This window comes from Mesobacillus foraminis (assembly GCF_004340465.1).
Classification (GTDB): domain Bacteria; phylum Bacillota; class Bacilli; order Bacillales; family Cytobacillaceae; genus Mesobacillus_B; species Mesobacillus_B foraminis.
In genome coordinates this window covers 153,966-180,034 of the sequence record NZ_SLVV01000004.1, presented here as the reverse complement: position 1 = coordinate 180,034, position 26,069 = coordinate 153,966, and the positions used below count along the sequence as shown (strand labels likewise).

Genomic DNA, 26,069 nt, shown 5'->3' with positions numbered 1-26,069 from the left:
GGCACCATTAATTTATTATGTGATGGGAGGAATCATCATGTCCGAAGCAGATAAGGTATTGGCAGAGAAGATCCTGGAACAGCTGGGCGGCGCGGCCAACGTCATTTCTTATACGAACTGCATGACGAGGCTGCGGGTTACACCTGCAGATAGTACGAAGGTGAACCAGGATGGCATTAAAAAGATTGATGGGGTCCTTGGGCTTGTGGAAGAAGAGACATTGCAGATTATTATTGGTCCTGGAAAAGTAACAAGAGTAACAGAAGAGTTTGGGAGACTGCTAGATGCTTCAGGAGAAATTAGCCTAGATAAAAAGGCAGCAAGTAAAAAAGCAGAATTGAATCAAAAAAACGCGACTCCTTTTAAGCTGTTTTTACGAAAAATATCCAGCATTTTCATTCCCCTCATTCCCGCGCTGGTTGCTTCAGGTCTTATCACGGGCATCACCAAGGCTATCATACAGGCTGGCTGGCTGGCTGGCAGGGGACTCTCAAATTGCAACCATTCTCTCGGTCATCGGAGGGGGGCTATTTGGATATCTTGGTATTCTAGTAGGCTTAAATGCAGCCAAGGAATTCGGCGGCTCTCCAGCCCTAGGAGCCCTGGCCGGAATTCTCATCCTCAACCCTGCATCTGCTACCATTACTCTTTTTGGGGAAGAATTGCTTCCAGGGCGAGGAGGCTTAATTGGTGTTTTGCTTGCCGCCATTTTCATTGCTTTGGTCGAAAGGCGGGTACGCCGATTTGTCCCTCAATCGCTTGATATTATTGTAACTCCTACCATTGCCTTATTGATCACCGGAATTATTACGTACCTGGTCTTTATGCCGCTTGGCGGATTTATTTCAGATGTGATTACAAAAGGTCTTACCTCGATTTTGGATTTTGGCGGCGTGGTTGCAGGTTTCATCCTTGGCGCAACTTTTCTTCCGCTGGTTGTCACTGGTCTCCATCAGGGTTTGACACCTATTCATCTTGAACTGATTAATTCCATTGGCGACGATCCGCTGCTTCCAATCCTGGCGATGGGCGGAGCCGGCCAGGTAGGGGCTGCATTTGCCATTTATTTTAAAACAAAGAAAAAACGTTTGAAAAGGGCCATAGGCGGGGCGCTCCCTTCCGGAATGCTGGGGATTGGAGAACCATTGATTTTTGGTGTCACCCTGCCTCTTGGCCGCCCCTTCATTACTGCCTGTCTGGGAGCAGGCGTCGGCGGAGCGTTCCAGGCTGCTTTTAACATCGCAACCGTAGCCATTGGTGTTTCCGGCCTGCCGCTCGCCTTTATTGTCAATGCCGGTGAAGTCCTGCTGTACCTAGCTGGACTGTTGATCGCCTATGCTGCAGGCTTTATCTTTACTTATCTCTTCGGCTTCAAGGATGAAATGGCCGGTGAATTTGAATGATTGGCATTTCGTTTTACCTGAATGATCCTCTTGCCGAAGAAAGAATTGTATTTGCTGGGAAAAAAGGTGTGAAGCGAGCGTTCACCTCGCTTCACATCCCTGAAGAATCAGGAAATTTAGCTTCCCGTGCCATAGAGCTGGTAAAGGTGGCAAAGGAGTGCGGGGTGGATGTCTATGCCGATGTATCGCATCAAACGCCTGCCCACATGGGTCTTCAAAAGTTACAGGACATGAAAGAACTCGGAGTAACAGGGCTACGGCTGGACGACTTTTTTGAACCCAATACGATTCTAGCCCTTTCTATGGAATTTAAGCTTGCTCTTAACGCAAGTATTGTCATGAAAGAGGAAGTGGTCCAATTGCTGGATGCAGGACTGCTCCCCGAACAATTAATTGCCTGGCATAATTTTTATCCACGGAAGGAAACGGGACTGGACGAAGAGTTCTTTTTTCGCCAGAACCAGATGTTCCAACAATTCGATATTCCTGTAAGTGCCTACATTCCGGGAGATGGGGAGAAGCGAGGGCCGCTTTTTGAGGGGTTGCCGACTTTGGAAAAACATAGAGAAACACATCCCTATGCGGCGGCCCTAGAGCTGTTTCGGAGTGGTGTAGAGGACGTATATATTGGCGATCCTGGTGCTGGCCGACAATTATTGGAACAGCTAGTGGAATTTGATGAAAAGAATCTAGTCCGTCTTCACCTTTCTGACTCCTGTTTAAAGGAAGGAGAGTACCGTTTGCGGCCGGATTTTGCCCGGGATGTGCTGAGGTTAATGAATACAAGAACAACGGCTTCAGTTCCACCGGCCAATACGGAAGCACGTCCGAAAGGGAGCATAACAATGGACAATGACCGGTATGGGCGTTACCGGGGAGAGGTTCAGATAACACTGCATGATTTGCCTGCCGATGATCGAGTCAATGTCATTGGACACGTACTGGATCAGGATTTGCCATTACTACCTTGTATTAGGCCTGGTGACTCTATTTCCATAGTGGTACGGGGCGAATAAAAAATCCAGATGAACCATGAGTAAGGGAACCGGATTTGATCAATCCTGGTTCCTATAGCATCTAGAGTGTTTCTGGATATCACCAGAAGAGAAGAAAAACTCAATGCTGATTGGCAGGCCCTGGATAAAAACTCTGTTCAAATTACGATCATTCATGTAACTTTATTATCATAGTGAAAGGAGGGGGTCTAAAATAATCGCCTGGTTATTACTTTTAATTATTTTGGCAGTGCCTATTTTTCTGGTGAAAAAATTTAAGGACAGACTGATAAAGAAGCAAAATACATTTATACTCGCATTGGCTGCTACCGTAGCTCAATTTTTTACGATTTGTCTATATACCGCCATCCTGAGCATAGCCACCGGAGAAGCAGGAGTTGGATTCTTGCTTATTATGTTTATATTTATCAGTCCATTATTATTAGGAATTAATGCTCTTTTAATGAGAACGAAACACAATAAGAACTATACATACTGACAGCGGGGCCTTACTGGCACCGCTTTTTATTATGGAACTATACTCAGCAATGCAATCGAAATACCATTGCGTCTGCTTCAAAACACCTGAGTTAGCCGGTTTTGAGATACTGGAATTACGGGTATTAAACAAAACTATACTTACGGCGTGAACCGCTGACACTATGAGGTGAAACCATTATGCCGCACGCTAACATCGATAACTCGCTCTCGCTTTTCTACCAAATAAAAGGGGAAGGGATGCCAATCGTATTTATACACCCTTTTGTAATGGGCCATAATGTGTTCAAACACCAGGAGCGCCTGGCGGAAAAGTATCAAACGATCTTTTATGATCTTGCAGGACATGGACGCAGCACGAAAGGAAACCAGCCATTATCCATCGAGCTTCTTGCAGAACATTTAAAGGAATTGCTCAATCACATCAATGTGAAAAAAGTGGCGCTGTGCGGCTATTCATACGGCGGGCTAGTTGCCCAGCAGTTTGCGTTGAAGTACCCAGAGCGGACGACAGCTTTAATTCTTTCGGGAGGTTTTTCGGAAATTAATACTCTTATCCCTAAAATTTTCATTAAGTCGGTTATGGCGATGGCCAAACACCGCAAAATGACTTTGGCGGCAAAACTTCTGGCTAAATTTAATTCTGCCACTTCTCAAGATGAGAAAGAAATTTTTCAGTATGCCAGATTGTCAGACGCTCAGCGTTCTTACGAATACTGTATAGCAGGCCTTCATTACAAAGCTACGGATGCTATGCATCAACTCAATATGCCAATCCTGCTTGTATACGGATCACTGGAAAAACCCATGCACCGTTATAGAATACCTTTTCTGCAGGCTGCGCCTCAAACACAAGTAGTGATGATAAACAATGGCACCCATCAGCTGCCCCCACGGTCTTTTTTGGAATTCAATTGTGTTATTGACCAGTTTTTGCGGACTGGAGGTGAACATTAGTATGAAAGGCATGGAGTCAATATTGAGTGAAACCTCGGGGGAGAGCTGAATGAAAAATACATTAGGTTTGATTGGACCGACCCTGATGGTATTCATCGGTCTTCAATTATTGGGGAGTGTTACGATTACATTTATGTTATTTTACGGCTGGCTGCTTTGGGCACCGATAATAGAAAAAGCTTTTCCAAAAGAAAGCTTCAAGATAACAAGGCATGAACTTATTGTGGCAATTGGTTGCGGTTTGGCCTTTTTCTTGTTTGTTTTCGGTGGCGTAACCTTGCTGCAGAGCTATCTTCTGGATATTAAACAGCTAAGAATCATTCTGTGGGAATGGGGATTTTCTGGTTCATCTGAGATTTGGCTTATTTTAATCCTGCTAATTGTGAATCCAATCCTTGAGGAGGTCTATTGGAGAGGCTACATGTACAAGAAGGTGAGATCGCAGGGGAAGGCACTCACGGCCATTTTGATAACTGCTGTATTCTATACACTCTATCATTTACTATCAGTTTTTCATATTTTCCAAGGCTGGTTTGGCGTGGTTGCTGTTCTTCCTGTATTAATTGCCGGGGTTTTATGGGGGGGTATTCGAGAGAAAACGGGTTCGATTACGGGTTCTATCATCAGTCATGCATTAAGTGATCTGGGAATAGTTTGTGTATATTGGTTTATTGTAAGGTAAATAAATTGGGGGGTTGCCAATCAATTTTTCAGGTTACAAACACTTAAGATCTAATTTAAATATCTATTCATTCTAGGAATATCTAAAAAATTTATATATTTATCTAAAAATTTTTTATTTACAGCGATAATGTAAGCCCTTTATAATTCGATTAATACCCACCGAGGTAGAGGTTTACCCTACCTATGAAACTCAAATCATGATGCTTAAAAAGGGTTATTTAACAGTTTATGCCGCTGAGAGTGCGGACGAATTCAGGCTGGATATATTAATTTGAAAAGAAACAAGGGGGAGCACTTTTATGCGAATCAAGTCGATTGCAGCTGAAGAAAGTGAATTGATGATAACCATTGAAACCCTGCGCAGGAAAATGGTCCAGACTGGAATGCAAGAAGGACTTGGCAGTAAAAATACGTTAACACTGAGCCGACAGCTTGATGATTTTATCACTAAATACCAAGAACATGGATTTATTGAAAATATATAAAAGCATGTCTTCTTATTTTATTTTCATACATATACCTATAGCAGATCCTCAAATCCACAAGTCCTCAATGGCAAATCCCCTAAAGAAAAGGTAACATGTCTATCCGGTCAAGCTAGGGAAAAATCAAAGCAATAGCTTTCAATTTTCCTTAGCCCGCTTTGAACTGCTCCAATGCTTTTGTCCTGGTTTCCGCCGCTTCAATAAGCAAAGGGTTGTTTAATGAATGGGCCATTTTCGAAAGCAAAAACAGTACCTTTCTAATCCCTGAAACATAACCATGAAAGATTGCGTTTTGGTCACAAAAAATTTCTGCCTGGTGGTTGATTTCTTTTTCAGCAACTGGATGCGTAATGTGGCCTAATTCATGATAGATAATGGCTTCCTTAACCTCATTATCTGAACAAAAATACTCATAATCATACACGACAATAAAGCGAAGAAAATCACCATCCAATGATTCATAGCATACCGTCATTAGCCGGCTGTCAATATTGAACATATTCAGCCATTTGTCATTCAACCCAAAAAGCTTCTGGATGATCTGTTTATCCTCTAAAATAGCCACAGGCTTGTCAATGGAATATTTCTTGCAGTCTAAAACTTCACACAAACAATGCAAATCGATTTCTCCTTTGCTAAGAGTTAGACCTGAAGTGTATTTAACCTGGAAAACAATCAAAAGGAACATTAAAGTATATGGCTTTAATTGAACATTCATACTTCATCGGAGAGTAAACTGTATAATTTTCATAAAGCTTGCTTTGGAAGGGAAAAGAACCCGGTCCGGTATGGTCGAAATAGCCACGAGAGTGTTAGAAGGAGTGGGCAAATGGGGCTGGCCGAGGAATATATTAGGGGAAGCAGCTAAACTAGGTTATGACCATATCTTGATAAAAAAAATAACGAGGGAGTAGTTTCCCTCGTTTCAGATTATTAAACTGCCCTATTAAATAGATACATGATTCGATCCACTACTTTAGGTTTGTAAACTGGCCTGCTGTTGATCAGTATAATCAGCTGGAGAAGCGTAGCAAGAACAATCATTAAGAAAAAGCCCTTTTGTTTATGAACGAAAGGGCTTTAAAATCCTATTTTTTAAATATCCCAAAAGGTTTACCGACAGGAAGGACAACTTGTCCAAAATGAGTATTCAAAACAGCAGCGGCTGAACCGTAAAAAGAGAACAAAGCAATTAACAGTTCGGATACAGCTGCCAGCATATGTGTAAATTCATGCATAAAGCCGAATGTACTTAAAGAAAGCCCTATAAATAAGAAATCAATTAACACGAAAATAATAAATAAGACCTTATGTGTTTCCATTGCCCCAATGGTCATAAAAAAACTGAAAATGAAGTAGCCGACAAAAGCAAATCCAAGCTGTTTCGGATCTGCAGCTGATGCTAATTCTTCCCCAAAAGCTCCCATTTGGATTAACCACGACATTCCTACTCCAAACCAAAACAAACCAAAAGCGCCAAAGGCCGTTGCTCCAAAGGTATTGTTATGTTTCGAGTCTTGGATTGAGGCAATTAATTGCGCTAATCCTCCTAAAAATATTGCCCAGGGCAATACCAAGGATACTCCATCCGTAATCCCGAGTTTTTGAAAAGATGCTACTAAAGTGACCATTGCCAGGCCAAATAAACCTAAAGCTGACGGATCTGCCGTCACTATTTTTACATGATGTGTACTCCCGTTGCTCATGATGAACCTCCCTAATATTAAACACACCTTGAAAAAGATACAGAATAGAATGGGTAATGTCAATGAATTTTCAAGGTCTTCATCACTTTATCCTAATTTTTCAGTTTGAAGTACGCTTTCATTCACCATTGTATTTAAATTTAAAAACATAATGGTATAGTAAAGCTAACGGAAATCGAAAAAATGAAAAACTGGCACTGCCCCTCTTTCATTTATTACTTTTTCAGTTTGAAGGTTATATTCTTTAAAAATGGGTATATAAAACTAGTTGATATCTTAAAGGATTGGCGAGGGTATTATGGACAGAAACAACACAAATGAATATGAGACCATGCATGAGACGATTAATCAATTGACTAAGAGAGTGACTGAACTGGAGCAGCTTGTTGAGCAAGCGGCTGTCCCCATCATTCCTTCAATCATACCAAATACCATTTTAATTCCCGTTTATGGGGAGCTGTCTCCGGAACGCTTTCAAATCATCATGCCTAAAATTTTAAATCAGGCAAACAATATGAATACAGACACTGCCATCATTGACTTTACAGCCATTTCCCACCAAGAAATTGATGACTTGGCTGTTTTAGGCAAGCATCTAGAAAACCTGACAGGAGCCTTAAACCTGATGGGTGTTCAAGTCCTTTTTGTAGGCTTTTCTCCGCAGTTTGCTCAAGAGCTTGTCAAGTCTGGTTTAGGTTTCGTAAAGGAATTGAAGGCTTTTTCCACATTTAGAACAGCATTACAATTTCTAATGAAAGAGAAGGGACTAGCCCTAACCCATATATAGTAAAAAACTTCTTCAATAAAAAAATAACCTCCTGAGAATTCAGAAGGTTATTTTAGTCCAATCCGTTTTAACTGATTCACTTTGCCATTATTATTAAAAGGGAAATTGTCTAATTCTAATTTGATTGGAATGAAAATCAGCAGCAATAAGGCTATTCCGGCAGAAGAATGTTCTACGTTATTAAAAAGGAAGTAGCTAAATTCCACGTATAATAATATCAAGAATGTTTAGAATGTCGGAATAACAAGCGCAGAACATGCTTTCTCATAGAATTCAAGAGGGCCAGCTTCACTTATTATAGCATATTCATAGCCGGTTTCTTTCATTGCATGTAAGCAATGATGAAGCAATTGTGTTCCTATACCTTTCGCACGTTCAGTCTTGGCGGTACCCATTGGACCAAACACCCCTTTTTTGTTTTGGACACTATCAAAACAAGCGAACCCCACGATTTTGCCGTTTATATACGCTATATATATTTGATTCTTTTCATTACGGAGTCCGTTGTTAATAGAATCCAGCCAAGCTTGGCCAAAGTTACTTCTAACAAAGTCTATTAACGATGGTGCTAGATCATTGTCTGCTTTTCTAACGTCCGCCTTGCTATTTTTCATATAAGGAAAGGAATAGTTTTTTAAAGGGACGATCATATCTCTTGGAACGGACATAATGCCAAGGATCCCCTCCATGTCCAATACGTCTTTTACCGAAGTTGTCAGTGCTTCAGGTAATTTTATGATTGCATTAATTATCAATCCTTCATTTATGTAAACCTGATTGTACCGTTCCATCGCTTGGAATGCATGATCCAGAACTTGTTTGGTTGAGATAGAGAGAGGGCAGGAAAAGGGAGGACATCCTGGGATTTGTTCAGATGAAGGCTGTTTTTTTAGGCTATGTTCAGTTAATACATCCAGCAGATCAGGATATTTCGAATGTAGTTCTCTGCATACCCCTGTTCGTTCAATCAATGTGCCGATTAACAGATGTATTGGATAGATAACACTGTTTGTCTTTTTTGCTTCCGTTTCAGCGTAAGTAAAAATCCTCAACGTTCTCTCTGTATGTTTGAACTTATTTTCCATACCCGAATGATCATTCACTTTTTTTACCTCCTTACAGTACAGGTAAATTCTGTCCTTTAATAAACATCTTGTTTGATGCAATAGCCTCTGCCTGCTTTTATGTTTTTGGACTGGATAATGACGAGGACGATTCTTGGCTGGCCAACTTTTTTAAAAAAACCCTGAGGAAACCAGGGCTAAATCCGTTTTTTCATCCCGCATTGGCGGCACTCTCTTAGGTATACATAATCTTTAACAGAGCTATTGAACAAAGCATTTCCGCAATTGTCGCACCTGCCACTGACCTTATCCGGATATTCATTATAGTCATAAACTTTCTCTAAATCATATTCTATTTTTTCATTCTCCATGCAGATTGCTCCTTAAATAAAATTCTAGTTATAATCTTACCACAAGCTATTAAAAAAGAAGATACGAGCCAGCTTTTTAATACATGAAAAACGTATGTTAATTTATTTGTTTAAATTGAATGGGAAGTGAAAGCGTGTAAAGGATTCCTAGACAAGAATTTAGAAAAAATCCCGAAAAATATGCCACCGAATTTTTTAAAAGATTCAAGAACAAGCACCGACATTGGCGGAAAAAAGAAGGATACATGAAGAACAGTTGAAGAGCGGCAGGGCTTTGAACCTCCATTCTATGCCGCGTTTTGAAGTAGTTTGCTCTACTGTCTATTACTCATTTATCAAGGCAATGACAAATTGAGCAAAATCGGTTAATATCCTAGATTCTATCGTAATAAATGTTCACAAATTCGCATTTAATAATTTAATAATTCAGAAGTCTTGTCTTTTCTTTTATTTTCCCGGTTTTGTTATGATAAAGAGAGGAAAAGAAAGGAGTCGGTTATAAATGGTGAACAAAACCCAAATTGGGAAGACAGATCTCTACGTTAATCCCATTGGCCTGGGTACCAATGCAGTTGGCGGACATAATCTTTTTCCCAACCTGGATGAACAGGCAGGGGGAAAATTAGTTCAGTCAGGATTGGACAATGGAATCAATTTCTTGGACACTGCCTTTATATACGGTCCGAAACGCTCCGAGGAAATTATTGGTGAAGTCTTGAAAGACAGAGGAAACCGGTCGGAAATTGTGATTGCTACAAAAGCCTCCCATAAATTTGTTGGGCAAGAAATCGTGCAGGACAACTCGCCGGCATTTTTAAAACAATCAGTGGAGGAAAGCTTAAAGCGTCTTCAGACGGATTATATCGATTTATTCTACATACATTTTCCCGATCAGGACACGCCAAAGGATGAAGCTGTCGGGGCTCTGAAGCAACTGAAGGATGAAGGGAAAATTCGGGCCATCGGTGTATCCAATTTTTCGATTGATCAACTGAAGGAAGCGAATAAGGATGGATATGTTGATGTCTATCAGGGGGAGTACAATTTATTGAACAGAGGAGCCGAGAATGAATTCTTTCCTTATTCAGTAGATCAACAAATCTCATTTATTCCTTATTTCCCGCTGGCATCAGGGTTATTGACAGGAAAGTATAACAAGAATACAAACTTGGCGGAAAAACGCGGTAAGTTTTTTGAAAGAGAACTCTTCGAAGAGACACTTGGGAAAGTTGGAAAATTGCGGGGAATTGCTGAAGCAAAGGGGGCAGAAGTTTCCCACGTTGTTCTTGCCTGGTACTTAACATGTGAAGCCATTGATGTGATCATTCCCGGTGCCAAGAGAGCTGATCAGGTCCTTCATAATTTAAAAACCCTCGAAGTACAGCTAACAATAGAAGAAATTCAACAAATTGATGAAATTTTCAAGTAAGGAAAATAGGGCAAAAGTACAATATAGAAAATATTCGCTTAAGCAACAATAAGACTCAACCAACCAAATCATGCAAAAAATATATCCGGAAGAGGGTGGACAGGCAATGGACTATGTAAAATTGGGCAATACAGGCATGGAGGTATCACGCCTTTGTCTTGGTTGTATGAGCTTCGGTGTTCCTGAACGAGGAAATCACAAGTGGGTGCTTGACGAAGAAGAAAGCCGCCCAATGATAAAAAAGGCTCTTGATCGTGGAATTAATTTCTTTGATACAGCCAATGTGTATTCCGAAGGTACAAGTGAAGTAATTGTCGGCCGTGCTCTAAAAGAAATGGCCAATCGGAATGAAATTGTGCTTGCAACAAAAGTTCATGGCAGGATGCACAATGGACCAAACGGTGCTGGTCTTTCCCGCAAAGCGATCATGACTGAAATAGACAACAGCCTTAGAAGGCTGGGAACTGATTATGTCGATCTTTATCAGATCCACCGCTGGGATTACAATACTCCCATTGAAGAAACGATGGAAGCATTACATGATGTAGTAAAAGCTGGGAAGGCGAGATACATCGGTGCCTCGTCGATGTTTGCATGGCAGTTCCTTAAGGCGCAGCATATTGCCGAAAAAAATGGCTGGACACGTTTTATCTCCATGCAAAACCACTTAAACCTTCTTTATCGTGAAGAGGAAAGGGAAATGCTTCCGCTTTGCAGGGAAGAAAATGTTGGGGTGATCCCTTGGAGTCCATTGGCAAGAGGAAAGCTGACAAGGGATTGGGAAGCAACCACAGCTCGATCCGAATTGGACGAATTTGGCAAACAACTCTATTCAGCCACAGCAGAAGCAGATCAGGCTGTCGTTGAGAGGGTAGCACAATTGGCCAAGGAACGAAGTGTTCCTCGAGCACAAATTGCGCTTGCCTGGGTACTCCAAAAAAAACCGGTTACGGCACCGATCATTGGAGCGACCAAAATCTCTCATTTGGAGGATGCAGTAGCTGCTTTAGGAATTACATTGTCATTGGAAGAGGTTTCTTTCCTGGAAGAACCTTATGTACCGCATCCAGTCCTAGGCTTTGCTTAGTTTGAAAATATGTGATCAGCTTTTTATTATCATTAATATGAACTTCCCTTTGCAGGTAAAAGAACACCGTTCCTACCAAGAGATCAGCTTTTCAGGCTGATCTTTTTTTGCTTTTATATCCGGCCGAAAAGTACTTCCAAGGTTTAGAAACTTTTAAAACAGGTAAAACACTAGGTACAACATTGATAGGGGAGCGCTTATGACAACAAGAATATTCACTATACTAAGTCTAATTATTTTATGTACGACAGGAATGCAAGAAAAGGGGGTCCTTGCAGAAGACAAGGAGCAAGTCATCCTCATTTCGTTTGATGGGATGAGAAACGATTTGACAAGGAAGTATGTAAAAGAAGGAAAACTGCCTAACATAAAAAAAATGACGGATGAGGGTTCGATGGCAAAATATGCAAAAACGATTAGTCCATCTCTTACAGCCCCATCACATGCTGCTATAGCTACAGGGGCGACTCCCTTGAAAACATCCATCGTAAGCAATGCTTGGAAAGAACCGAACGCAGCACTGACTAATAAAGAAAATGCATTTTCAAGTGAACTCGAAGTGGACCCCTTATGGGTGGAAGCTAGAAAACAAGGTAAAACGACCGCTACCGTTGCCTTTGCAGGAGCCAATCCAACCACGGGCAAACAGGGGGACTATACGATTTATTACGGAGATACTTGGTCTCCAAGCAGTGGAGAAACACTTAAATTCAGAAAGGCATCTGAATGGAAAAACGCCCCAAGGACCTACAGTCCTTTAAAGGAGTCGTATTTCGATATTCAAATAAAAAATCAAAAACATCATACCTTTTATGTTCTGGCTGTGGATTCAACAGACGATGAAAAGGTGAATTATGATCAATTTATTGTGTCTGAAAGGAAAGAGATACATAAAGTGAGCAAAAAAACAAAAAAAGGGAAATGGGGTTCTCTCACTTTTACGATAAAAGGGAACCAGGCCGCTGGAACATGGTTCAGATTTGCTCCAAAAGACCCTCGATTAGAAGAGAAAGTGAACATGTACCGATCCGGGGTTACCTCAGGTCAAATTGATGGTCCCGAGGGCTTCCGGGAAAATATTAGGGAGAGATTTGGAGTTTTTCCCCCTCAGGATGATGATAGAGCTCTGGAAAAAGGGTGGATTTCCAGAAAGGAATATGAAGAGATTTCTGAACGATTTGTACACTGGGTAACAGATGTATCCCTGTTTATTAAGGAGGAATATCAGCCTGACCTATTGATGTTTTATGCTCCGCAAATCGATCATCAGGAACACCTGTATTTATTATCAGATCCAAGACAGCCTGGATACACCGCGGAAAAGTCTAAAAAGTATCAAAAATATATTGAATGGGCCTATCAAGCGGCAGATGATGTTGTAGGCAAAACGATCCATGCCATGGATAAGAACGATACTTTGTTTATTGTTTCCGATCATGGAATGGAGCCTGCACATTCAACGCTAGAACCTAATAAAATTTTAAAAGATCATGGTTTGCTTGTAACAGATGAAAAAGGCAAAGTGCTGTTAAATAAGACCAAGGCGATTGCCATTCCCAGTGGTTCAGCGGCTCATATTTACATTAACCTTGAGTCAAGGGAAAAGGGCGGAATTGTTCCTAAAGGGGACTACCAGCAGGTTCGGGATGAAATTATGAATGTTTTCAAAGATATAGAAGTCACCAGGAATGTCAATGGGCCGTTAATCTCTCATCATCTAGGTGAACTATGGAGCAGCATTCGGAATGAGGGATTATCACTAAATGCATTCAAAGAGAGCGCAACGGATCTTTACAGCCATATCCTGAATTTGCGAGTACATCCTTATGAAATGGTAAAGCCCATCCCGAAAGAAGGAACAGCTATCAGGAAGGATCACAATATAGGTGACATTTTGTTAATGGCTGCTCCCGGATATATCATGGGAAATGGGATGTCTGAGACTGTCAAACCTGCAGTAGAACTGGGAACTCACGGAGGAAACCCGGACCGTGAAAAATTAAAAGCTGTTTTTATCGCAATGGGACCGGAATTTCCAGAGGGGGAACAGATCCAGCCGATCTCCAATCTAGATATTGCACCAACCATTTATGATATTCTTGGCCTGGAAACACCCGATTTTGTAGAAGGCGAAAAGATCAAGGAATTAACAGAAAAGAGATAACCGATAATAAACTGATTTCAGAAAGAGGATCCTTTGGAAGGGTCCTCTTGCCTTTGTGCTTTAGTTCCATACTCTACTTTTTCTTTCCAGTGTTTTCAAGGTGCGAGTCCGTTGTTGCCTCAAACACAAAGGGATATGAATATGCCCTCGAGATATAAAAGAGGTACGATTAACCTTACATCTTAACGCAAATAAAAGAAGGAGCCCCAAACACAGCCTGAGAACTCCTTCTGACAATAGTTAAACGTTAATTTTAAGGGAGACCAGCATGTCCCTTAACCTGGAATATTAATTTTCTGTAAGTTTGCATGATTTAAATTAAACATATAAGATTGCGGTTTTTCTGCATTCCGGTTATTCAGTTCTGAATAAAGCTTTTTGTATTCAACAATGGACAGTTCGCGTTGAATATAGCTTTTTTGAATAAAATCCAAGAGTTCATTTGCATGGCTTGGCGGCTGGTTTTTCTCTAGCTGAAAACGATGAATTAATTCTTCAAATAACATATAATTCCTCCATTTCAAGGTTAATCAACTATGGAAACGCTTACAGTTATCAGTATACCATGTGATTTCTGATACCCTTATTATAAGAAAATTCAAATTTCCGACACATTTCTACATAAACCTATATCATCACTAAAAGAAAAAAAGTAAGTCATGCTGTAAGAGCCCGCAATTTTTCTAGCGAGCAAGTTTTGTTCCTTATTTATATTCAAAAAATGCAGTCATATGCAACCTATTTACGTGATAAAGAAGGCAGCTGCAAAATAAAGGATGAGGGATATAGAAGCACCGATAACGGAGATTTTCAATTTATATCGTGCGTAATCCACAATATGCAAATCAAGGATGGATGCAGTTGTAATGGTTGTGTCCCCCAATGGGGAAGTCAATGCTCCAAAGGCCCCGGCTGCAAAAACTGCACCAACTGTTAAAGGAATCGATGCACCGGTGGAAACAGCCAAAGTCATTCCTAATGGCATAAATAATCCCCAAGTCCCCCACGATGAACCTATAAAGTAACCGACGACCGAACCAAGCAGGAATATGGTTGCGGGGGTTAGTACAGCGGGCAGGAAAGATCCCAGTGTCGAACTGATAAATGTAGAGAACCCCAGATCTTCTGCAGAAAGTGTTAATGCCCAAATCAAGATAAGAAGGCTTATTGCCTCCATCATCTGGTTTCCGCCATCGTAGAAATGATATAGAATTTCATTCATATGCTGCCGCCTGAATATGTAAAGAACAAAAGATAATACAATGGTGATGAATACAGCTAACAGCATGACGAAGGTGGCGTCCGCTTCAGAAAAAGCTTCAAAGATTGTCTGCGCACCTTTGTCTATTCCATCTTTCCATAACAAGAATAGGGAGGACCCTAATAACAAGATAACAGGGACAATAAGATTCCAGGGCTGGGCTTTCACTAAGGATAACTCTTTTTTAATTCCAGCCCGATGAAATTCATGTTCCTGATCCTCTGAATGATCTTGTGCCTGATTGCTGTCCTTAGTTTTGCTGGCAGAATGCCAAAACGTTTGAATGATCCCTATCACCAGCATGACAATGGCAAAAAAATTAAACAAAATGCTAAGCAAGAATACCTGATAGGGAGATATGTCCAGCTGTAACTCCCGAATGCCTCCCTCTACCAAGGAAACCATAAACCCCACAAATGCTGTGGCAACTGGCAATAGAACAATAACGGATTCTGTGGAAATATCCATTGTCAGTCCGACCTTTTGTTTTGGCAATTGTAATTTTTTTATGAGGGTCTTGACCACAGGCCCAATCATCATAATTCGGAACATTGGCATCATAAAGGTAAAAGGGAGAGTCAGCCAGATAAGAATCAGCAATCCCCGTTCTGTCTTGATCTTTGTACCAACCCATTCAGAAAATCCCTTGATTCCTCCTGAGATATTCATCATCCCAACCAGGCCGCCAAAAATATAAAGAAAAGCGATAATTTTTATATTGGTTTCATCTGATAATGTTGCAACGATATAGGATACTGATTGGAATGGGCCGTCCATTAGATCAGGCTTTACAATAAAGGAGCCAACCAACAGTCCTACAACAAGTCCGGGCAAAATATTCTTCAGCCAGATTGACATTGAAATAACGATGATAAAAGGCATTAAAGATAGCCATGCATGTTCCAAAGAAATTCACTCCTGCCTTTACAGCTATTACGTAAGATTAATTATTTTATTATTGTCTTAACAGGTGAATTCTATTAATAACTACTGCAGAAACTCTGGTTCCTGATTGAAATATGGTCCGTATAAATCCTCCGCTTAAGCGATTTTTTCGTTGTGCACATTTTTTATAGATGGGCATGATAAATGGTTCCCTTAACCAATTATCAAGTAAGATCTTAATTGTAAAGTCATTATCCTTCAGCTAATATAGGAGCTAATAGTTTAAGAGAGTACAAAGGTCATTCATATTGAAGGGAGAAATGAGATGCAACGGAGGCTTGTAATTGCCGGAACAGGCAGTGGAGTCGGGAAGACAACACTGACCATCGGCCTGATGGCAGCTTTAAAAAGGAAAGGTTTTTGTGTCCAGGGGTTTAAATGCGGCCCTGATTATATTGATCCTACGTACCATACAGCCGTAACAGGACGTGTTTCCAGAAGTCTTGACAGCTGGATGTTACCTCGTGAAATGGTTAGTGATATTGCGGCGAAAAACAGCGAAGGGGCAGACATTTCAATCATCGAAGGCGTTATGGGATTATTTGATGGAAAGGACCCTGCCACAAATGAAGGGACTACTGCGGAAATTAGTGTGCTTACCAAGTCTCCGGTGGTGCTAGTGGTAGACTGTTCCAGCATGGCAAGAAGCGCAGCGGCAATTGTCAAAGGTTTTCAAACTTTTTGGGAGGAAACAAATATCGTCGGCGTGATTGCGAACCAGGTTGGCAGTGAAGGCCATTTTACCTTAATAAAAAAGGCAGTTGAACAGGAGTGCGGAATACCTGTTGTTGGGTATCTTTCCAGGAATGATAACATTTCAATACCGGAAAGACATTTGGGCCTTATTCCTTCTGTGGAACGTGGGGAGCTGGATTCATTTTTTGATGAACTTGGAAAAATGGTGCTTAATTCAATAGACGTAGACCGTCTGTATCAATTGGCGGAGGCTCCTGATTTGGATGCCAGCCTTGAACCGCCTCTTCTGCCGGTTCCTGAGGAATCGAATGTCTGTATTGCAGTGGCCAGAGATGCTGCTTTTAATTTCTATTATGAAGAAAACCTTGAAATGCTTAAAGAGTACGGTGCCGAAATTGTGGAGTTTTCTCCGTTGAAAGGGGAGGTTTTGCCAGATTATGCAGATGGGCTCTATATAGGCGGCGGCTTTCCTGAGGAGTTTGCAAGAGAACTGTCTGCACAGGAAGGTGTAAAGAATTCAATTCGAACGGGTATTAACCGCGGTCTTCCCACACTTGCGGAATGCGGGGGATTTATGTTTTTAAATGATGCAATTGAAACAACCAGTAAAGAAAGCTTTAGTATGGTAGGGATCATTCCGGGAGTGGTTAAAATGCAAACGAAGCTGGCAGCTTTAGGTTACCGGGAAGTAACCGGTGAAAGCGGAAATTTTCTTTTTTCGGGAAACCTGAAAGCGAGAGGTCATGAATTTCATTATTCTACGTTCCATCCCAATGGATCGTTTCATCCAGCATACGAATCAAAAGGAATGCGCGGCATCCAGAAAGAAGGGTATCTGAAGGGCAATTTGGTGGCTGGATACACTCATTTTCATTTTGGTTCTTGCCCCGGGATGGTCAAAAACTGGATAAAAGAGTGTCGGACTTATAAAAAGAGTTTAAATGAAAGTCTGCAAAATAAAATCTCCAAAAAATAAAGGGGCGTTACGATACGCCCCTTTACTTTCATTCACCTTTGCATATCAACTTAAGCTCAGTGGTGATGTTCGTGCATGGAATTTTGCCTGTTCTGTCCTTCTTGCAGGATCTTCAAATCCTGTTCTGTTAGATCTCCCACAACAATCCGATATTGTGGCATGATGATTGAATCATTGCTGCCGGCATGAACTTTTATATAATAAAGTCCGTCTGTGTCAAATTGTTTTGAAATACTGTATCTTCCCATTCCTTCATTTATGGCCTCTTCCATCCCATAATTTACAGAATCATCTGATTTCCAAATTTGAAAGTGCACGAACTTTTCAATGGTTGTTTGATCCTGTGTCAGCACCGCTGTTATTTTTATCTGTTTCCTTTTTGAAATGGAGTCAGGTAGTTCAATCCTGATTTCTATAGGGTTTTCTTTTTCATATAGGGTTGCAGCTGTATCCTTTAACTGGACGCAGGCACTGAGTAACAAGAGTATAAATGGCAAATAGATTAGTTTCTTCATGGCAATTAACTTCCTAAGCATTCATAAATTTTTTGACTGCAGGTATTTTTTGAATAATCATCAAATCCAGGAGCCAAACCCCAATGAGGGATAAGCCCACTAGCGGAAATAAGATTCCCAATATAATGATCAGTAGTAAAAAGAATTTCTTTTTTAGAATTCTTGGAGCCCGGGGCGCACCAAGTTCACCCTTCGGTTTTCGTCTAATCCATAAATAGAAACCGCTCAACGAAACAAATACAATGCCAATGCAAATGACCAGGCTGATGATTTGGTTAGGGAACCCAAATTGTGTTCCTTTATGAAGTGTAATCCCCCAGGCAACTATTTTCCCTAGAGTTCCATAGTTGTCATACCGGTAATCCGCCAGAACAGCGCCAGTGTATTGGTCAATGTGAATGGTCGCTTCATCCTGCGCTCTTGGAGGGAAGGCAGATAATGTATAGACACCTTTCTCATCCTGAGGAATTATAACTGTATAGGAAGGATGAATGTCTTCCCGATTCGCTACTTCAACCACATGATCAATGGGAAGTGTGATAAATCCTTCAATTTTCGATTCCGGTACATCCAAATTCTCTGCTGCCCAGGGTACATCACCAATTTCTTTTGTTTTTAAGCCGGAAACCGGGGCATCCCCAACCCAGACAGAGGGGGGATAACCGGACCCTGAATTGGTTGCCAGCGTTTGAAATTGGGTTCCCCAAAGGCCGGACCATGGCAAGCCTGTCATGATCAGGAAGAACATACCCGCAGCAATCCAGAAGGCCGGTACCGCATGAAGATCTCTATAGAAAGTCCTTTTGCCTTTATTAAACCTGGGTACGAGCAAACCAGAAAGCGACTGGGCCTTCTTTGGAAACCAAAGATAAAGTCCGGTGATAATCAGGACAACCGCCCAGCAAGCCACTAATTCAACAATTCTGTCTCCCGGAGTGCCTGCCATGAGTTCCCCGTGAAATTCTTCAATTTTATCCATGATCCTATCATCATTATTTAGCTCGCCTATGAACTTTGCTGTATACGGATCAATAAAGATAGTTAGAGACTTTCCATTTAGGCTTATCCCTACCTCACTGGAACGATCAGCCTTTTCACCTGGACGGTAGGTTGTTAGGACCCCTTCTGGATAGAGCTTCTTTACTTCCTCAAACTGCCGGGAAGCCAACGTTTTTTCCCCGTCGGGATGCACTTGGTAAAAGTCCTTGTAAAGTACCTGTTCAATCTGGGGCTTGAATAAATACACTCCTCCAGTAACCGACAGGATCACCAGGAATGGAGCTATGATAATCCCTGCATAAAAATGCCACCTCCATATCGTTCGAAAAAGAGAGGGGGTGGTTTTAGCCGATGATTGGCTTTTATCTGTTTCCATAATAGATCTCCTTAATATAAACATAGCTTTAAAGATTTACTTATAGAATTGTAGAGCATGTTGGCATTTTTGTAAATGAGTTTCGTAATCATTACGATTTAATTTGAATTACCAGTCTACTGAGCATAATTGTACCCCTGATGTTTGATTCCATTTTTCCATGAGAATAAAAGGGTTTGCCCCGAGTGTGTATGGTTCGCTATATGTTCATTGAAGACAGATTCATATAAAAAGGATAGAGCACCATTCAACCCATAAATCATACTATGCAGGTAAGAATAATCAAATTAAACGAGGTGAACAGGTTGGGCAGAGAATTTCTTAATGTTTTCGATGAATGGGCCTCCTCCTATGACAGTACAGTTGGCGGAAATACGATAGAGTACCAGGAAGTTTTTAGAGGGTACCAGTCCATTCTTGAAACAGTGGCGGAGCGTTCATTTGGGCATGTATTAGAGTTTGGGGCGGGAACAGGCAATTTGACGGACCTGCTGCTAAGAAACGGCAATAAAGTTACAGGGATTGAACCATCACCTGCAATGAGGAAAATTGCGGAGGGAAAATTAAAGGGGAAAATGAACTTACTTGACGGAGACTTCCTAAATTATCCAGACTCCTTGTCATTCGATACGATCGTAAGCACATATGCTTTTCACCACTTGACTGATTTTGAGAAGAACAAGGCAATCGCCCAATACAAAGTAATCTTAAAAGCAGGTGGAAGGATTGTATTTGCAGATACAATGTTTCAGACAAAGGACGACTATAATCAAGCTATAAAAGATGCCAAATTGGCGGGTTTTCCTAACTTGGCAAAGGATTTGGAGACCGAGTATTATACGACCATTCCGGTTTTACGGGAACTGTTTGAAAAGAATGATTACAAAGTGACCTTCAGCCGACGGAATCGCTATGTATGGATTCTTGAAGCTGTCAGCCTATAAACATCTCAACTAAATAATTCTGAACATCACTACCTTTATAAACAGATTTCGGAGGGGAGCCAGATGAAGGTTGTTCAAAGTATACACGAGTTAATCGGAAAGACCCCTGTTCTGGAAATAAAGCATTTTCCCATATCCAGGGGTGTACGCATCTATGCAAAGCTGGAATTCCTCAACCCCGGAGGAAGCATCAAGGACCGCCTTGGTCTCGAACTGCTTCAGCAAGCCCTTGTGAATGGAGAATTAGCAAAAGGCGGGACTTTAATTGAGCCGACGGCTGGCAATACAGGTATCGGAATTGCACTTGCAGCGATAAACAAGGGGCTTAATGTGATCTTCTGTGTCCCTGAAAAATTCAGTTTGGAGAAGCAGGAACTCATGAAAGCTCTAGGAGCAAAGGTGATCAATACACCGACTGAACTCGGTATGGCTGGCGCAATCGAAAAAGCGAAAGAATTAACAACCCAAATACCAAATTCATACTCCCCTCAGCAATTTCATAATCCTGCAAACCCTGCAGCTTACTATAAAACATTGGGACCAGAGTTATGGAGCCAGCTTCGGGGAAAAGTGGATATATTCATAGCAGGTGCCGGTACAGGCGGGACATTCATGGGAAGTGCAAAGTTTTTAAAAGAAAAGAATCCAGAGATAAAGACGGTAATTGTGGAACCTGAAGGCTCCATATTGAACCTTGGACCGCTGGGCCCTCACAAGATAGAAGGAATTGGAATGGAGTTTCTTCCTCCATACATGGATGACACTTACTTTGACTCCATCCACACGATTTCCGATGAGGAAGCTTTCTCGATGGTGAAAGCACTGGCCATGAAAGAAGGTCTGCTGGTCGGTAGTTCCTCCGGAGCGGCATTCAGGGCTGCTTTAATAGAAGCGGAACAGGCAAAGCCTGAAACAAATATTGCGGTGATTTTTCCTGATTCAAGTGAAAGGTATTTAAGCAAGAATATTTATCAAGGGGGAATCTAAATATGAAGAAGAAGACAAAGCTGATACATGGAGGGATATTTGGGGATGAGCATACTGGTGCAGTGTCAGTGCCTATTTACCAGGTCAGCACGTATAAGCAGGATGGCCCCGGCAGACCCAAAGGGTATGAATATTCCAGAACTGGGAATCCTACTCGCCATGCATTGGAGGAATTGATTAAGGATGTTGAAGAGGGGGACCGCGGTTTCGCCTTTAGTTCAGGTATGGCCGCGATGTCCGCAATCATGATGCTGTTTAGCCAGGGAGATCATATTTTGCTGACAGACGACGTTTACGGAGGATCTTTTCGTTTAATGACCAAGGTTTTAAACAGGTTTGGGCTAGAGGCCACTTTTATTGATACAAGCAATTTAGGGAATATCGAAAAGGAGATAAAGGGGAATACAAAAGCTCTTTTCCTTGAAACGCCTACGAATCCTTTATTAAAGGTTACAGATATAGCGGGGGCTGCATCTGTCGCAAAGCAGTTTGGACTCTTAACCATTGTAGATAATACCTTTAGTACACCTTACTGGCAGAATCCATTAACATTAGGGGCAGATATCGTTCTGCACAGCGCAACCAAGTTCTTAGGCGGACACAGTGATGTCGTTGCCGGATTAGCTGCGGTTAACGATAAAATAATTGGTGATAAACTTCATTTTATACAAAATTCTACGGGAGGTGTCCTTGGACCTCAAGATTCATGGCTTCTGCTGAGGGGCATGAAAACACTCGGAATCCGAATGGAAGAGCACGAACAGAACACGAAAGAAATCGTGAAGTTTTTAGAGCGGCATAAACACGTATTAAAAGTCTATTATCCAGGACTGAAACATCATCCTAACCATGAGATCGCCAAGAGACAGGCTCGGGGTTTTGGGAGCATGGTATCATTCGATGTAGGCAGTGAGGAAAAGGCAGAAGAAGTGTTGAGGAGACTAAACTACTTTACCCTGGCTGAAAGTCTGGGTGCTGTTGAAAGTCTGATTTCCATTCCCGCATTAATGACCCATGCTTCCATCCCGGCGGCCAGGAGAAAGGAACTTGGAATCACGGACGGGCTAATTCGCCTATCTGTAGGAATTGAAGACATAGAGGATTTAATCGGTGATTTAGAACAGGCATTGAAGCTTTAATTCTCTAAAATTTGCTCTCCATACTCTAAGTTAAAGGGTGCTGTTTTTTTTTACAAGGACAGTATTTTTTTAAGACACCCTTTGTTTCAATCTCTCATAAAATAGGTTCATAACCCGGGTATCAAGAGATTAAAGAGTAAAAGCGTAAAGAGAGAGGAAGATCATAAAATATAAATCTATAAAATTTTAATTCCTAGTTGACTGGTGCGGATAGTCTGGATTATAATCTGATTAATCAACAAAAACAAAATATTATGACCGATCGGAACACCGAAGGCATAACCTTTTTTCGTTAATTGGGTTATGTCTTTTTTTATAACCCAAATCAAATTGTTTACGAGGTGTGTTTTATGAAAAAGTTAATCATCTTCGCATTTATTGGCTTGCTTGCCCAGTTGATCGATGGGGCATTAGGCATGGCTTATGGAGTTACATCATCTTCGCTTTTACTGGCATTTAGCATCGCGCCGGCAGTGGCCTCTGCTTCGGTCCATCTTGCCGAAGTCGTTACAACTGCTGCTTCGGGAGTTTCGCATATCAAGTTTGGGAATGTGGATAAACAGACCGTTTATCGCCTGGTAATTCCCGGTTCCATTGGTGCCTTTTTAGGAGCGACCTTCTTAAGCAATATACCAGGCAACCTGGCAAAGCCATATGTATCCTTATTTCTACTATTATTAGGTGTTTATGTTCTAATCCGATTTTTGTTCAAGTTCCGTCCCTCAGAAGAAAAGAAAGGCATCTCACTTAGCAGGAAGCAATCGATTCCTTTAGGATTAATTGCAGGCTTTGCGGATGCAACTGGCGGAGGGGGATGGGGTCCAATTGCAACCCCGGTTTTATTATCCAAGAAAGGCATGAGTCCCCGCAAAGTAGTTGGGACCGTTGATACTAGTGAATTTGCCATCGCTGTCTCTGCTACTCTTGGGTTCCTGATTTCCCTGGGATGGGAGCAAGTGAACTGGCTCTGGGTTGCAGCCTTGATGATCGGGGGCATTATTGCGGCTCCAATTGCGGCATGGCTGGTTCAAAAAATTCATGCGCAATTGATGGGAGTGCTGGTTGGAGGCTTTATTATCCTTGTGAATGCCAGAACTCTGGTTACCACCTGGATTGATAACGCTGCACTTTACCCCTATGTTTATATTGGAATTGCTTTCATCTGGATTGTTGCCATCGTTTATACGGTTTCAAAAATCACGAATTATAAAGCTGTCAATCAATTGGATATTAATCCATAAATTCATATGCCGACTGGAAGGCCAGAGGCTCTGGAATTAAGTGTTCTATTAGACACTTAAACCCAGAGCCTTTTTATATTGCTTCTTCCTTACCCGCGCCAACCTGATGTACCGGAATATTCAGTCCTGCTATGCATGTATGGCGCAGTCAGTGCTGATCGGATCACCGAAAGCAGTTTTATCAAATTCCCGAACTAAAAATTGGAGGTTGATGGAATGAAGTTACGCTCTTTCATGTTCCTTATTATGAGCACATTATTAGCTTTCATGATTTGTGGATGCAGTTCAACGCCGTCGGGGAAAGCAAACAGCGAACCGGATAAGGAGAATAACAAAGTCATTCATATAGGATATCAAAAGTTTGGAACCTTAAATATTTTAAAAGCGGATAAAAGTCTTGATGATACCTTGAAGAAAAAAGGGTTTTCCATTCAATGGACAGAATTTCCCGCGGGTCCTCAATTATTGGAAGCTTTAAATGTAGGAAGTATTAATTTTGGCCATACCGGGGAAGCACCGCCCATCTTTGCTCAAGCTGCGGAAGCACCGTTCGTCTACTTTGCAAATGAACCACCGAATCCAAATGGGGAAGCCATTATCGTTCCTGAGAATTCATCGATCGAAAGCCTGAAGGATTTAAAAGGAAAAAAAATTGGGTTAAATAAGGGTTCCAATGTTCACTTCTTACTTGTGAAGGCGCTTGAAGAAGCAGGAATCCAATACCATGAAATCGAGACTGCCTTTCTTCCGCCAGCAGATGCAAGGGCTGCATTTGAAAAAGGGGATATCGATGCGTGGGTCATATGGGATCCATTTTTAGCTGATGCAGAGCTCACAGCAAATGCAAGGATAATCGCCAATGCGAAAGAATTAGCCGCCAACAGGGAGTTTTTCCTATCATCAAAGTCATTTGCGGATAAAAATCCTGATGTTCTAGAAATCATTTACGAAGAGGTAAAGAAAACAGAAAAGTGGGTTTCCGAAAACCCAAGAGAAGCAGCTGAGTTCCTGGCGCCACAAATTGGCATGGACGTTGAAACACTAGAAAGGACACTTAACAGGAGAAGTTTTGGCTTAGAAAAGGTAACAGAAGAAGTCCTGAATGATCAGCAAAAGATTGCTGACCAGTTTTATGACCTTAAATTAATTCCTAAAAAGATAAATGTAAAAGATGCAAGCATTAAATAAAGAGAGAAAGGATGAATGAGATGAAGGTTTTTTGGTTTATTCCTACTCATGGAGATTCGAGGTATTTAGGCGTTTCAACTGGAGGGCGGGAAGTGAATCTTCCTTATTTAAAACAAGTCGCACAGGCAGTCGATTCAATGGGATATACAGGGGCTTTGCTTCCAACAGGAAGATCCTGCGAAGATGCCTGGGTGGTAGCATCTTCCCTTATCTCGGTTACTTCCCAAATGAAGTTTTTGGTTGCTGTACGTCCAGGACTTACTTCACCATCACAAGCTGCGCGAATGGCTTCCACGTTTGACCGTCTTTCAAATGGCCGCCTTCTGATCAATGTCGTTACAGGGGGCGATCCCGTTGAACTTGCAGGTGACGGGCTTCAGCTGAACCATACCGAACGTTATGAACTGACAGATGAATTTTTAACCATATGGAGAGATTTATTGTCAACTGGGAAAGCGGATTTTGATGGCCGCTATTTAAAGGCAGATGGCGGTAAATTATTATATCCTCCAGTCCAGGACCCATATCCACCGCTATATTTTGGAGGTTCATCTCAAATAGGCCAGGAAATTGCGGCCAAGCATGTAGATGTTTACTTGACATGGGGAGAACCGCCTGCAAAAGTCGAGGAAAAAATCAACCACGTAAAAAAGCTTGCCGAACAACAGGGGAGAACGCTACGTTTTGGTATTCGCCTTCATGTCATCGTAAGGGAAACCGAAATGGAGGCCTGGCAGGCAGCAGAAGATTTAATTAAATATGTGGATGATGAATTAATTTCTTCCTCACAAAAAGTATTTTCCAGATTTGATTCTGTAGGTCAAAAGAGAATGTCCCAATTGCATTCTGGAAGCAAGGAACAATTAGAGATAAGTCCCAATTTATGGGCAGGAGTAGGTTTAGTCAGAGGAGGAGCTGGTACAGCATTAGTTGGAGACCCGGCGACAGTAGCAAAAAGAATGAAAGAGTATGAGGAAATAGGAATCGAAACATTTATTCTATCTGGCTATCCTCACTTAGAAGAATCCTATCGTGTAGCAGAATTATTATTCCCTCATCTAGATTTGGAAAAGTCCGGCACTTCAGGCAAGACTCCTGGAATTGTGAGTCCATTTGGAGAAATCGTCGCGAACGATCTTTATCCTAAAAGTCTAAAGGCAAACAGGTGAGTA

23 protein-coding genes and 1 pseudogene are annotated in these 26,069 nt (G+C 41.5%); 16 read left to right on the top strand and 8 right to left on the bottom strand.

Annotation, left to right across the window (positions count from 1 at the left end):
• Window positions 1-37: 37 nt before the first annotated feature.
• The 5 genes and pseudogenes from EV146_RS07725 to EV146_RS07705 all read left to right on the top strand — a co-directional run bounded on the left by EV146_RS07725 (window position 38) and on the right by EV146_RS07705 (window position 5,022).
• Window positions 38-1,403 (top strand): annotated as a pseudogene (locus EV146_RS07725) (PTS transporter subunit EIIC).
• Complete coding sequence (locus EV146_RS07720) at window positions 1,400-2,419, top strand: MupG family TIM beta-alpha barrel fold protein (protein WP_132004243.1); 1,020 nt, start codon at window positions 1,400-1,402, stop codon at window positions 2,417-2,419. The pseudogene EV146_RS07725 and the gene EV146_RS07720 overlap by 4 nt, the downstream one beginning before the upstream one ends.
• Window positions 2,420-3,076: 657 nt before the next feature.
• Window positions 3,077-3,853 carry an alpha/beta fold hydrolase gene (locus EV146_RS07715; protein ID WP_132004240.1) on the top strand — a complete coding sequence of 259 codons (777 nt, stop codon included), beginning with the start codon at window positions 3,077-3,079 and terminating at the stop codon, window positions 3,851-3,853.
• Window positions 3,854-3,902: 49 nt separating this feature from the next.
• Window positions 3,903-4,535: a CPBP family intramembrane glutamic endopeptidase gene (locus EV146_RS07710; RefSeq protein WP_132004237.1), complete on the top strand. Its 633-nt coding sequence runs from the start codon at window positions 3,903-3,905 to the stop codon at window positions 4,533-4,535.
• A 301-nt stretch (window positions 4,536-4,836) separates the two neighbouring features.
• Window positions 4,837-5,022 (top strand): aspartyl-phosphate phosphatase Spo0E family protein, encoded by a 186-nt coding sequence (locus EV146_RS07705; RefSeq protein ID WP_132004234.1) that lies wholly within the window; start codon window positions 4,837-4,839, stop codon window positions 5,020-5,022.
• A gap of 148 nt (window positions 5,023-5,170) precedes the next feature.
• On the opposite strand, the gene EV146_RS07700 is transcribed toward EV146_RS07705, so the two are convergent.
• Window positions 5,171-5,740, bottom strand: coding sequence for a hypothetical protein (locus tag EV146_RS07700; protein WP_241993850.1), 570 nt, complete (start codon window positions 5,738-5,740; stop codon window positions 5,171-5,173).
• Window positions 5,741-6,110: 370 nt separating this feature from the next.
• Entirely contained in the window at window positions 6,111-6,728 is a 618-nt protein-coding gene (locus EV146_RS07695) for an acetate uptake transporter (RefSeq protein WP_132004228.1), read from the bottom strand.
• Between the two features lie 298 nt (window positions 6,729-7,026).
• Between EV146_RS07695 and EV146_RS07690 the strand changes: the two genes are divergently transcribed.
• A complete protein-coding gene (locus tag EV146_RS07690; RefSeq protein ID WP_132004225.1) occupies window positions 7,027-7,515 on the top strand; it encodes an STAS domain-containing protein in 489 nt (162 codons plus the stop codon).
• A 227-nt stretch (window positions 7,516-7,742) separates the two neighbouring features.
• Here EV146_RS07690 and EV146_RS07685 read toward each other — a convergent pair whose 3' ends face one another.
• Together EV146_RS07685 and EV146_RS27485 are read right to left on the bottom strand one after the other, a co-directional pair.
• Entirely contained in the window at window positions 7,743-8,618 is an 876-nt protein-coding gene (locus tag EV146_RS07685; RefSeq protein WP_132004222.1) for a GNAT family N-acetyltransferase, read from the bottom strand.
• 158 nt (window positions 8,619-8,776) lie between these two features.
• Window positions 8,777-8,950 carry a DUF8096 family protein gene (locus EV146_RS27485; RefSeq protein WP_181215917.1) on the bottom strand — a complete coding sequence of 58 codons (174 nt, stop codon included), beginning with the start codon at window positions 8,948-8,950 and terminating at the stop codon, window positions 8,777-8,779.
• Window positions 8,951-9,452: 502 nt separating this feature from the next.
• Between EV146_RS27485 and EV146_RS07680 the strand changes: the two genes are divergently transcribed.
• From EV146_RS07680 to EV146_RS07670, 3 genes are all read left to right on the top strand, one after another.
• Complete coding sequence (locus tag EV146_RS07680; RefSeq protein ID WP_132004219.1) at window positions 9,453-10,379, top strand: aldo/keto reductase; 927 nt, start codon at window positions 9,453-9,455, stop codon at window positions 10,377-10,379.
• A 106-nt stretch (window positions 10,380-10,485) separates the two neighbouring features.
• Entirely contained in the window at window positions 10,486-11,466 is a 981-nt protein-coding gene (locus EV146_RS07675; RefSeq protein ID WP_132004216.1) for an aldo/keto reductase, read from the top strand.
• Between the two features lie 199 nt (window positions 11,467-11,665).
• Window positions 11,666-13,630, top strand: a complete 1,965-nt coding sequence (locus EV146_RS07670) for an alkaline phosphatase family protein (RefSeq protein WP_132004213.1) — start codon at window positions 11,666-11,668, stop codon at window positions 13,628-13,630.
• Window positions 13,631-13,905: 275 nt separating this feature from the next.
• On the opposite strand, the gene yppF is transcribed toward EV146_RS07670, so the two are convergent.
• Window positions 13,906-14,136, bottom strand: a complete 231-nt coding sequence (gene yppF, locus EV146_RS07665; RefSeq protein ID WP_132004210.1) for a YppF family protein — start codon at window positions 14,134-14,136, stop codon at window positions 13,906-13,908.
• Window positions 14,137-14,372: 236 nt separating this feature from the next.
• On the bottom strand, window positions 14,373-15,797 hold the full coding sequence (locus EV146_RS07660) for a Na+/H+ antiporter NhaC family protein (protein ID WP_132004207.1): 1,425 nt from the start codon (window positions 15,795-15,797) through the stop codon (window positions 14,373-14,375).
• A 304-nt stretch (window positions 15,798-16,101) separates the two neighbouring features.
• Here EV146_RS07660 and EV146_RS07655 point away from each other — a divergent pair, with 304 nt between their 5' ends.
• Window positions 16,102-17,508: a cobyrinic acid a,c-diamide synthase CobB gene (locus EV146_RS07655; RefSeq protein ID WP_132004204.1), complete on the top strand. Its 1,407-nt coding sequence runs from the start codon at window positions 16,102-16,104 to the stop codon at window positions 17,506-17,508.
• A gap of 56 nt (window positions 17,509-17,564) precedes the next feature.
• Here the strand turns inward: EV146_RS07655 and EV146_RS07650 are convergent, their stop codons facing one another.
• Together EV146_RS07650 and EV146_RS07645 are read right to left on the bottom strand one after the other, a co-directional pair.
• Window positions 17,565-18,023 carry a FixH family protein gene (locus EV146_RS07650; RefSeq protein ID WP_132004201.1) on the bottom strand — a complete coding sequence of 153 codons (459 nt, stop codon included), beginning with the start codon at window positions 18,021-18,023 and terminating at the stop codon, window positions 17,565-17,567.
• A gap of 13 nt (window positions 18,024-18,036) precedes the next feature.
• Window positions 18,037-19,398: a PepSY-associated TM helix domain-containing protein gene (locus EV146_RS07645; RefSeq protein WP_241993849.1), complete on the bottom strand. Its 1,362-nt coding sequence runs from the start codon at window positions 19,396-19,398 to the stop codon at window positions 18,037-18,039.
• A 305-nt stretch (window positions 19,399-19,703) separates the two neighbouring features.
• Here EV146_RS07645 and EV146_RS07640 point away from each other — a divergent pair, with 305 nt between their 5' ends.
• From EV146_RS07640 to ssuD, 6 genes are all read left to right on the top strand, one after another.
• Window positions 19,704-20,342 (top strand): class I SAM-dependent methyltransferase, encoded by a 639-nt coding sequence (locus EV146_RS07640; RefSeq protein WP_132004195.1) that lies wholly within the window; start codon window positions 19,704-19,706, stop codon window positions 20,340-20,342.
• A gap of 63 nt (window positions 20,343-20,405) precedes the next feature.
• On the top strand, window positions 20,406-21,329 hold the full coding sequence (locus EV146_RS07635; RefSeq protein WP_132004192.1) for a PLP-dependent cysteine synthase family protein: 924 nt from the start codon (window positions 20,406-20,408) through the stop codon (window positions 21,327-21,329).
• 2 nt (window positions 21,330-21,331) lie between these two features.
• Window positions 21,332-22,468: a bifunctional cystathionine gamma-lyase/homocysteine desulfhydrase gene (locus tag EV146_RS07630; protein ID WP_132004189.1), complete on the top strand. Its 1,137-nt coding sequence runs from the start codon at window positions 21,332-21,334 to the stop codon at window positions 22,466-22,468.
• A 350-nt stretch (window positions 22,469-22,818) separates the two neighbouring features.
• The gene (locus EV146_RS07625) at window positions 22,819-23,709 is read left to right on the top strand and encodes a sulfite exporter TauE/SafE family protein (RefSeq protein WP_132004186.1); all 891 of its coding nucleotides are present in this window, start codon (window positions 22,819-22,821) and stop codon (window positions 23,707-23,709) included.
• 216 nt (window positions 23,710-23,925) lie between these two features.
• Complete coding sequence (locus EV146_RS07620; protein WP_132004183.1) at window positions 23,926-24,897, top strand: sulfonate ABC transporter substrate-binding protein; 972 nt, start codon at window positions 23,926-23,928, stop codon at window positions 24,895-24,897.
• Window positions 24,898-24,917: 20 nt separating this feature from the next.
• Window positions 24,918-26,066, top strand: coding sequence for an FMNH2-dependent alkanesulfonate monooxygenase (gene ssuD / locus EV146_RS07615; RefSeq protein WP_132004180.1), 1,149 nt, complete (start codon window positions 24,918-24,920; stop codon window positions 26,064-26,066).
• The last annotated feature ends 3 nt before the right edge of the window (window positions 26,067-26,069 follow it).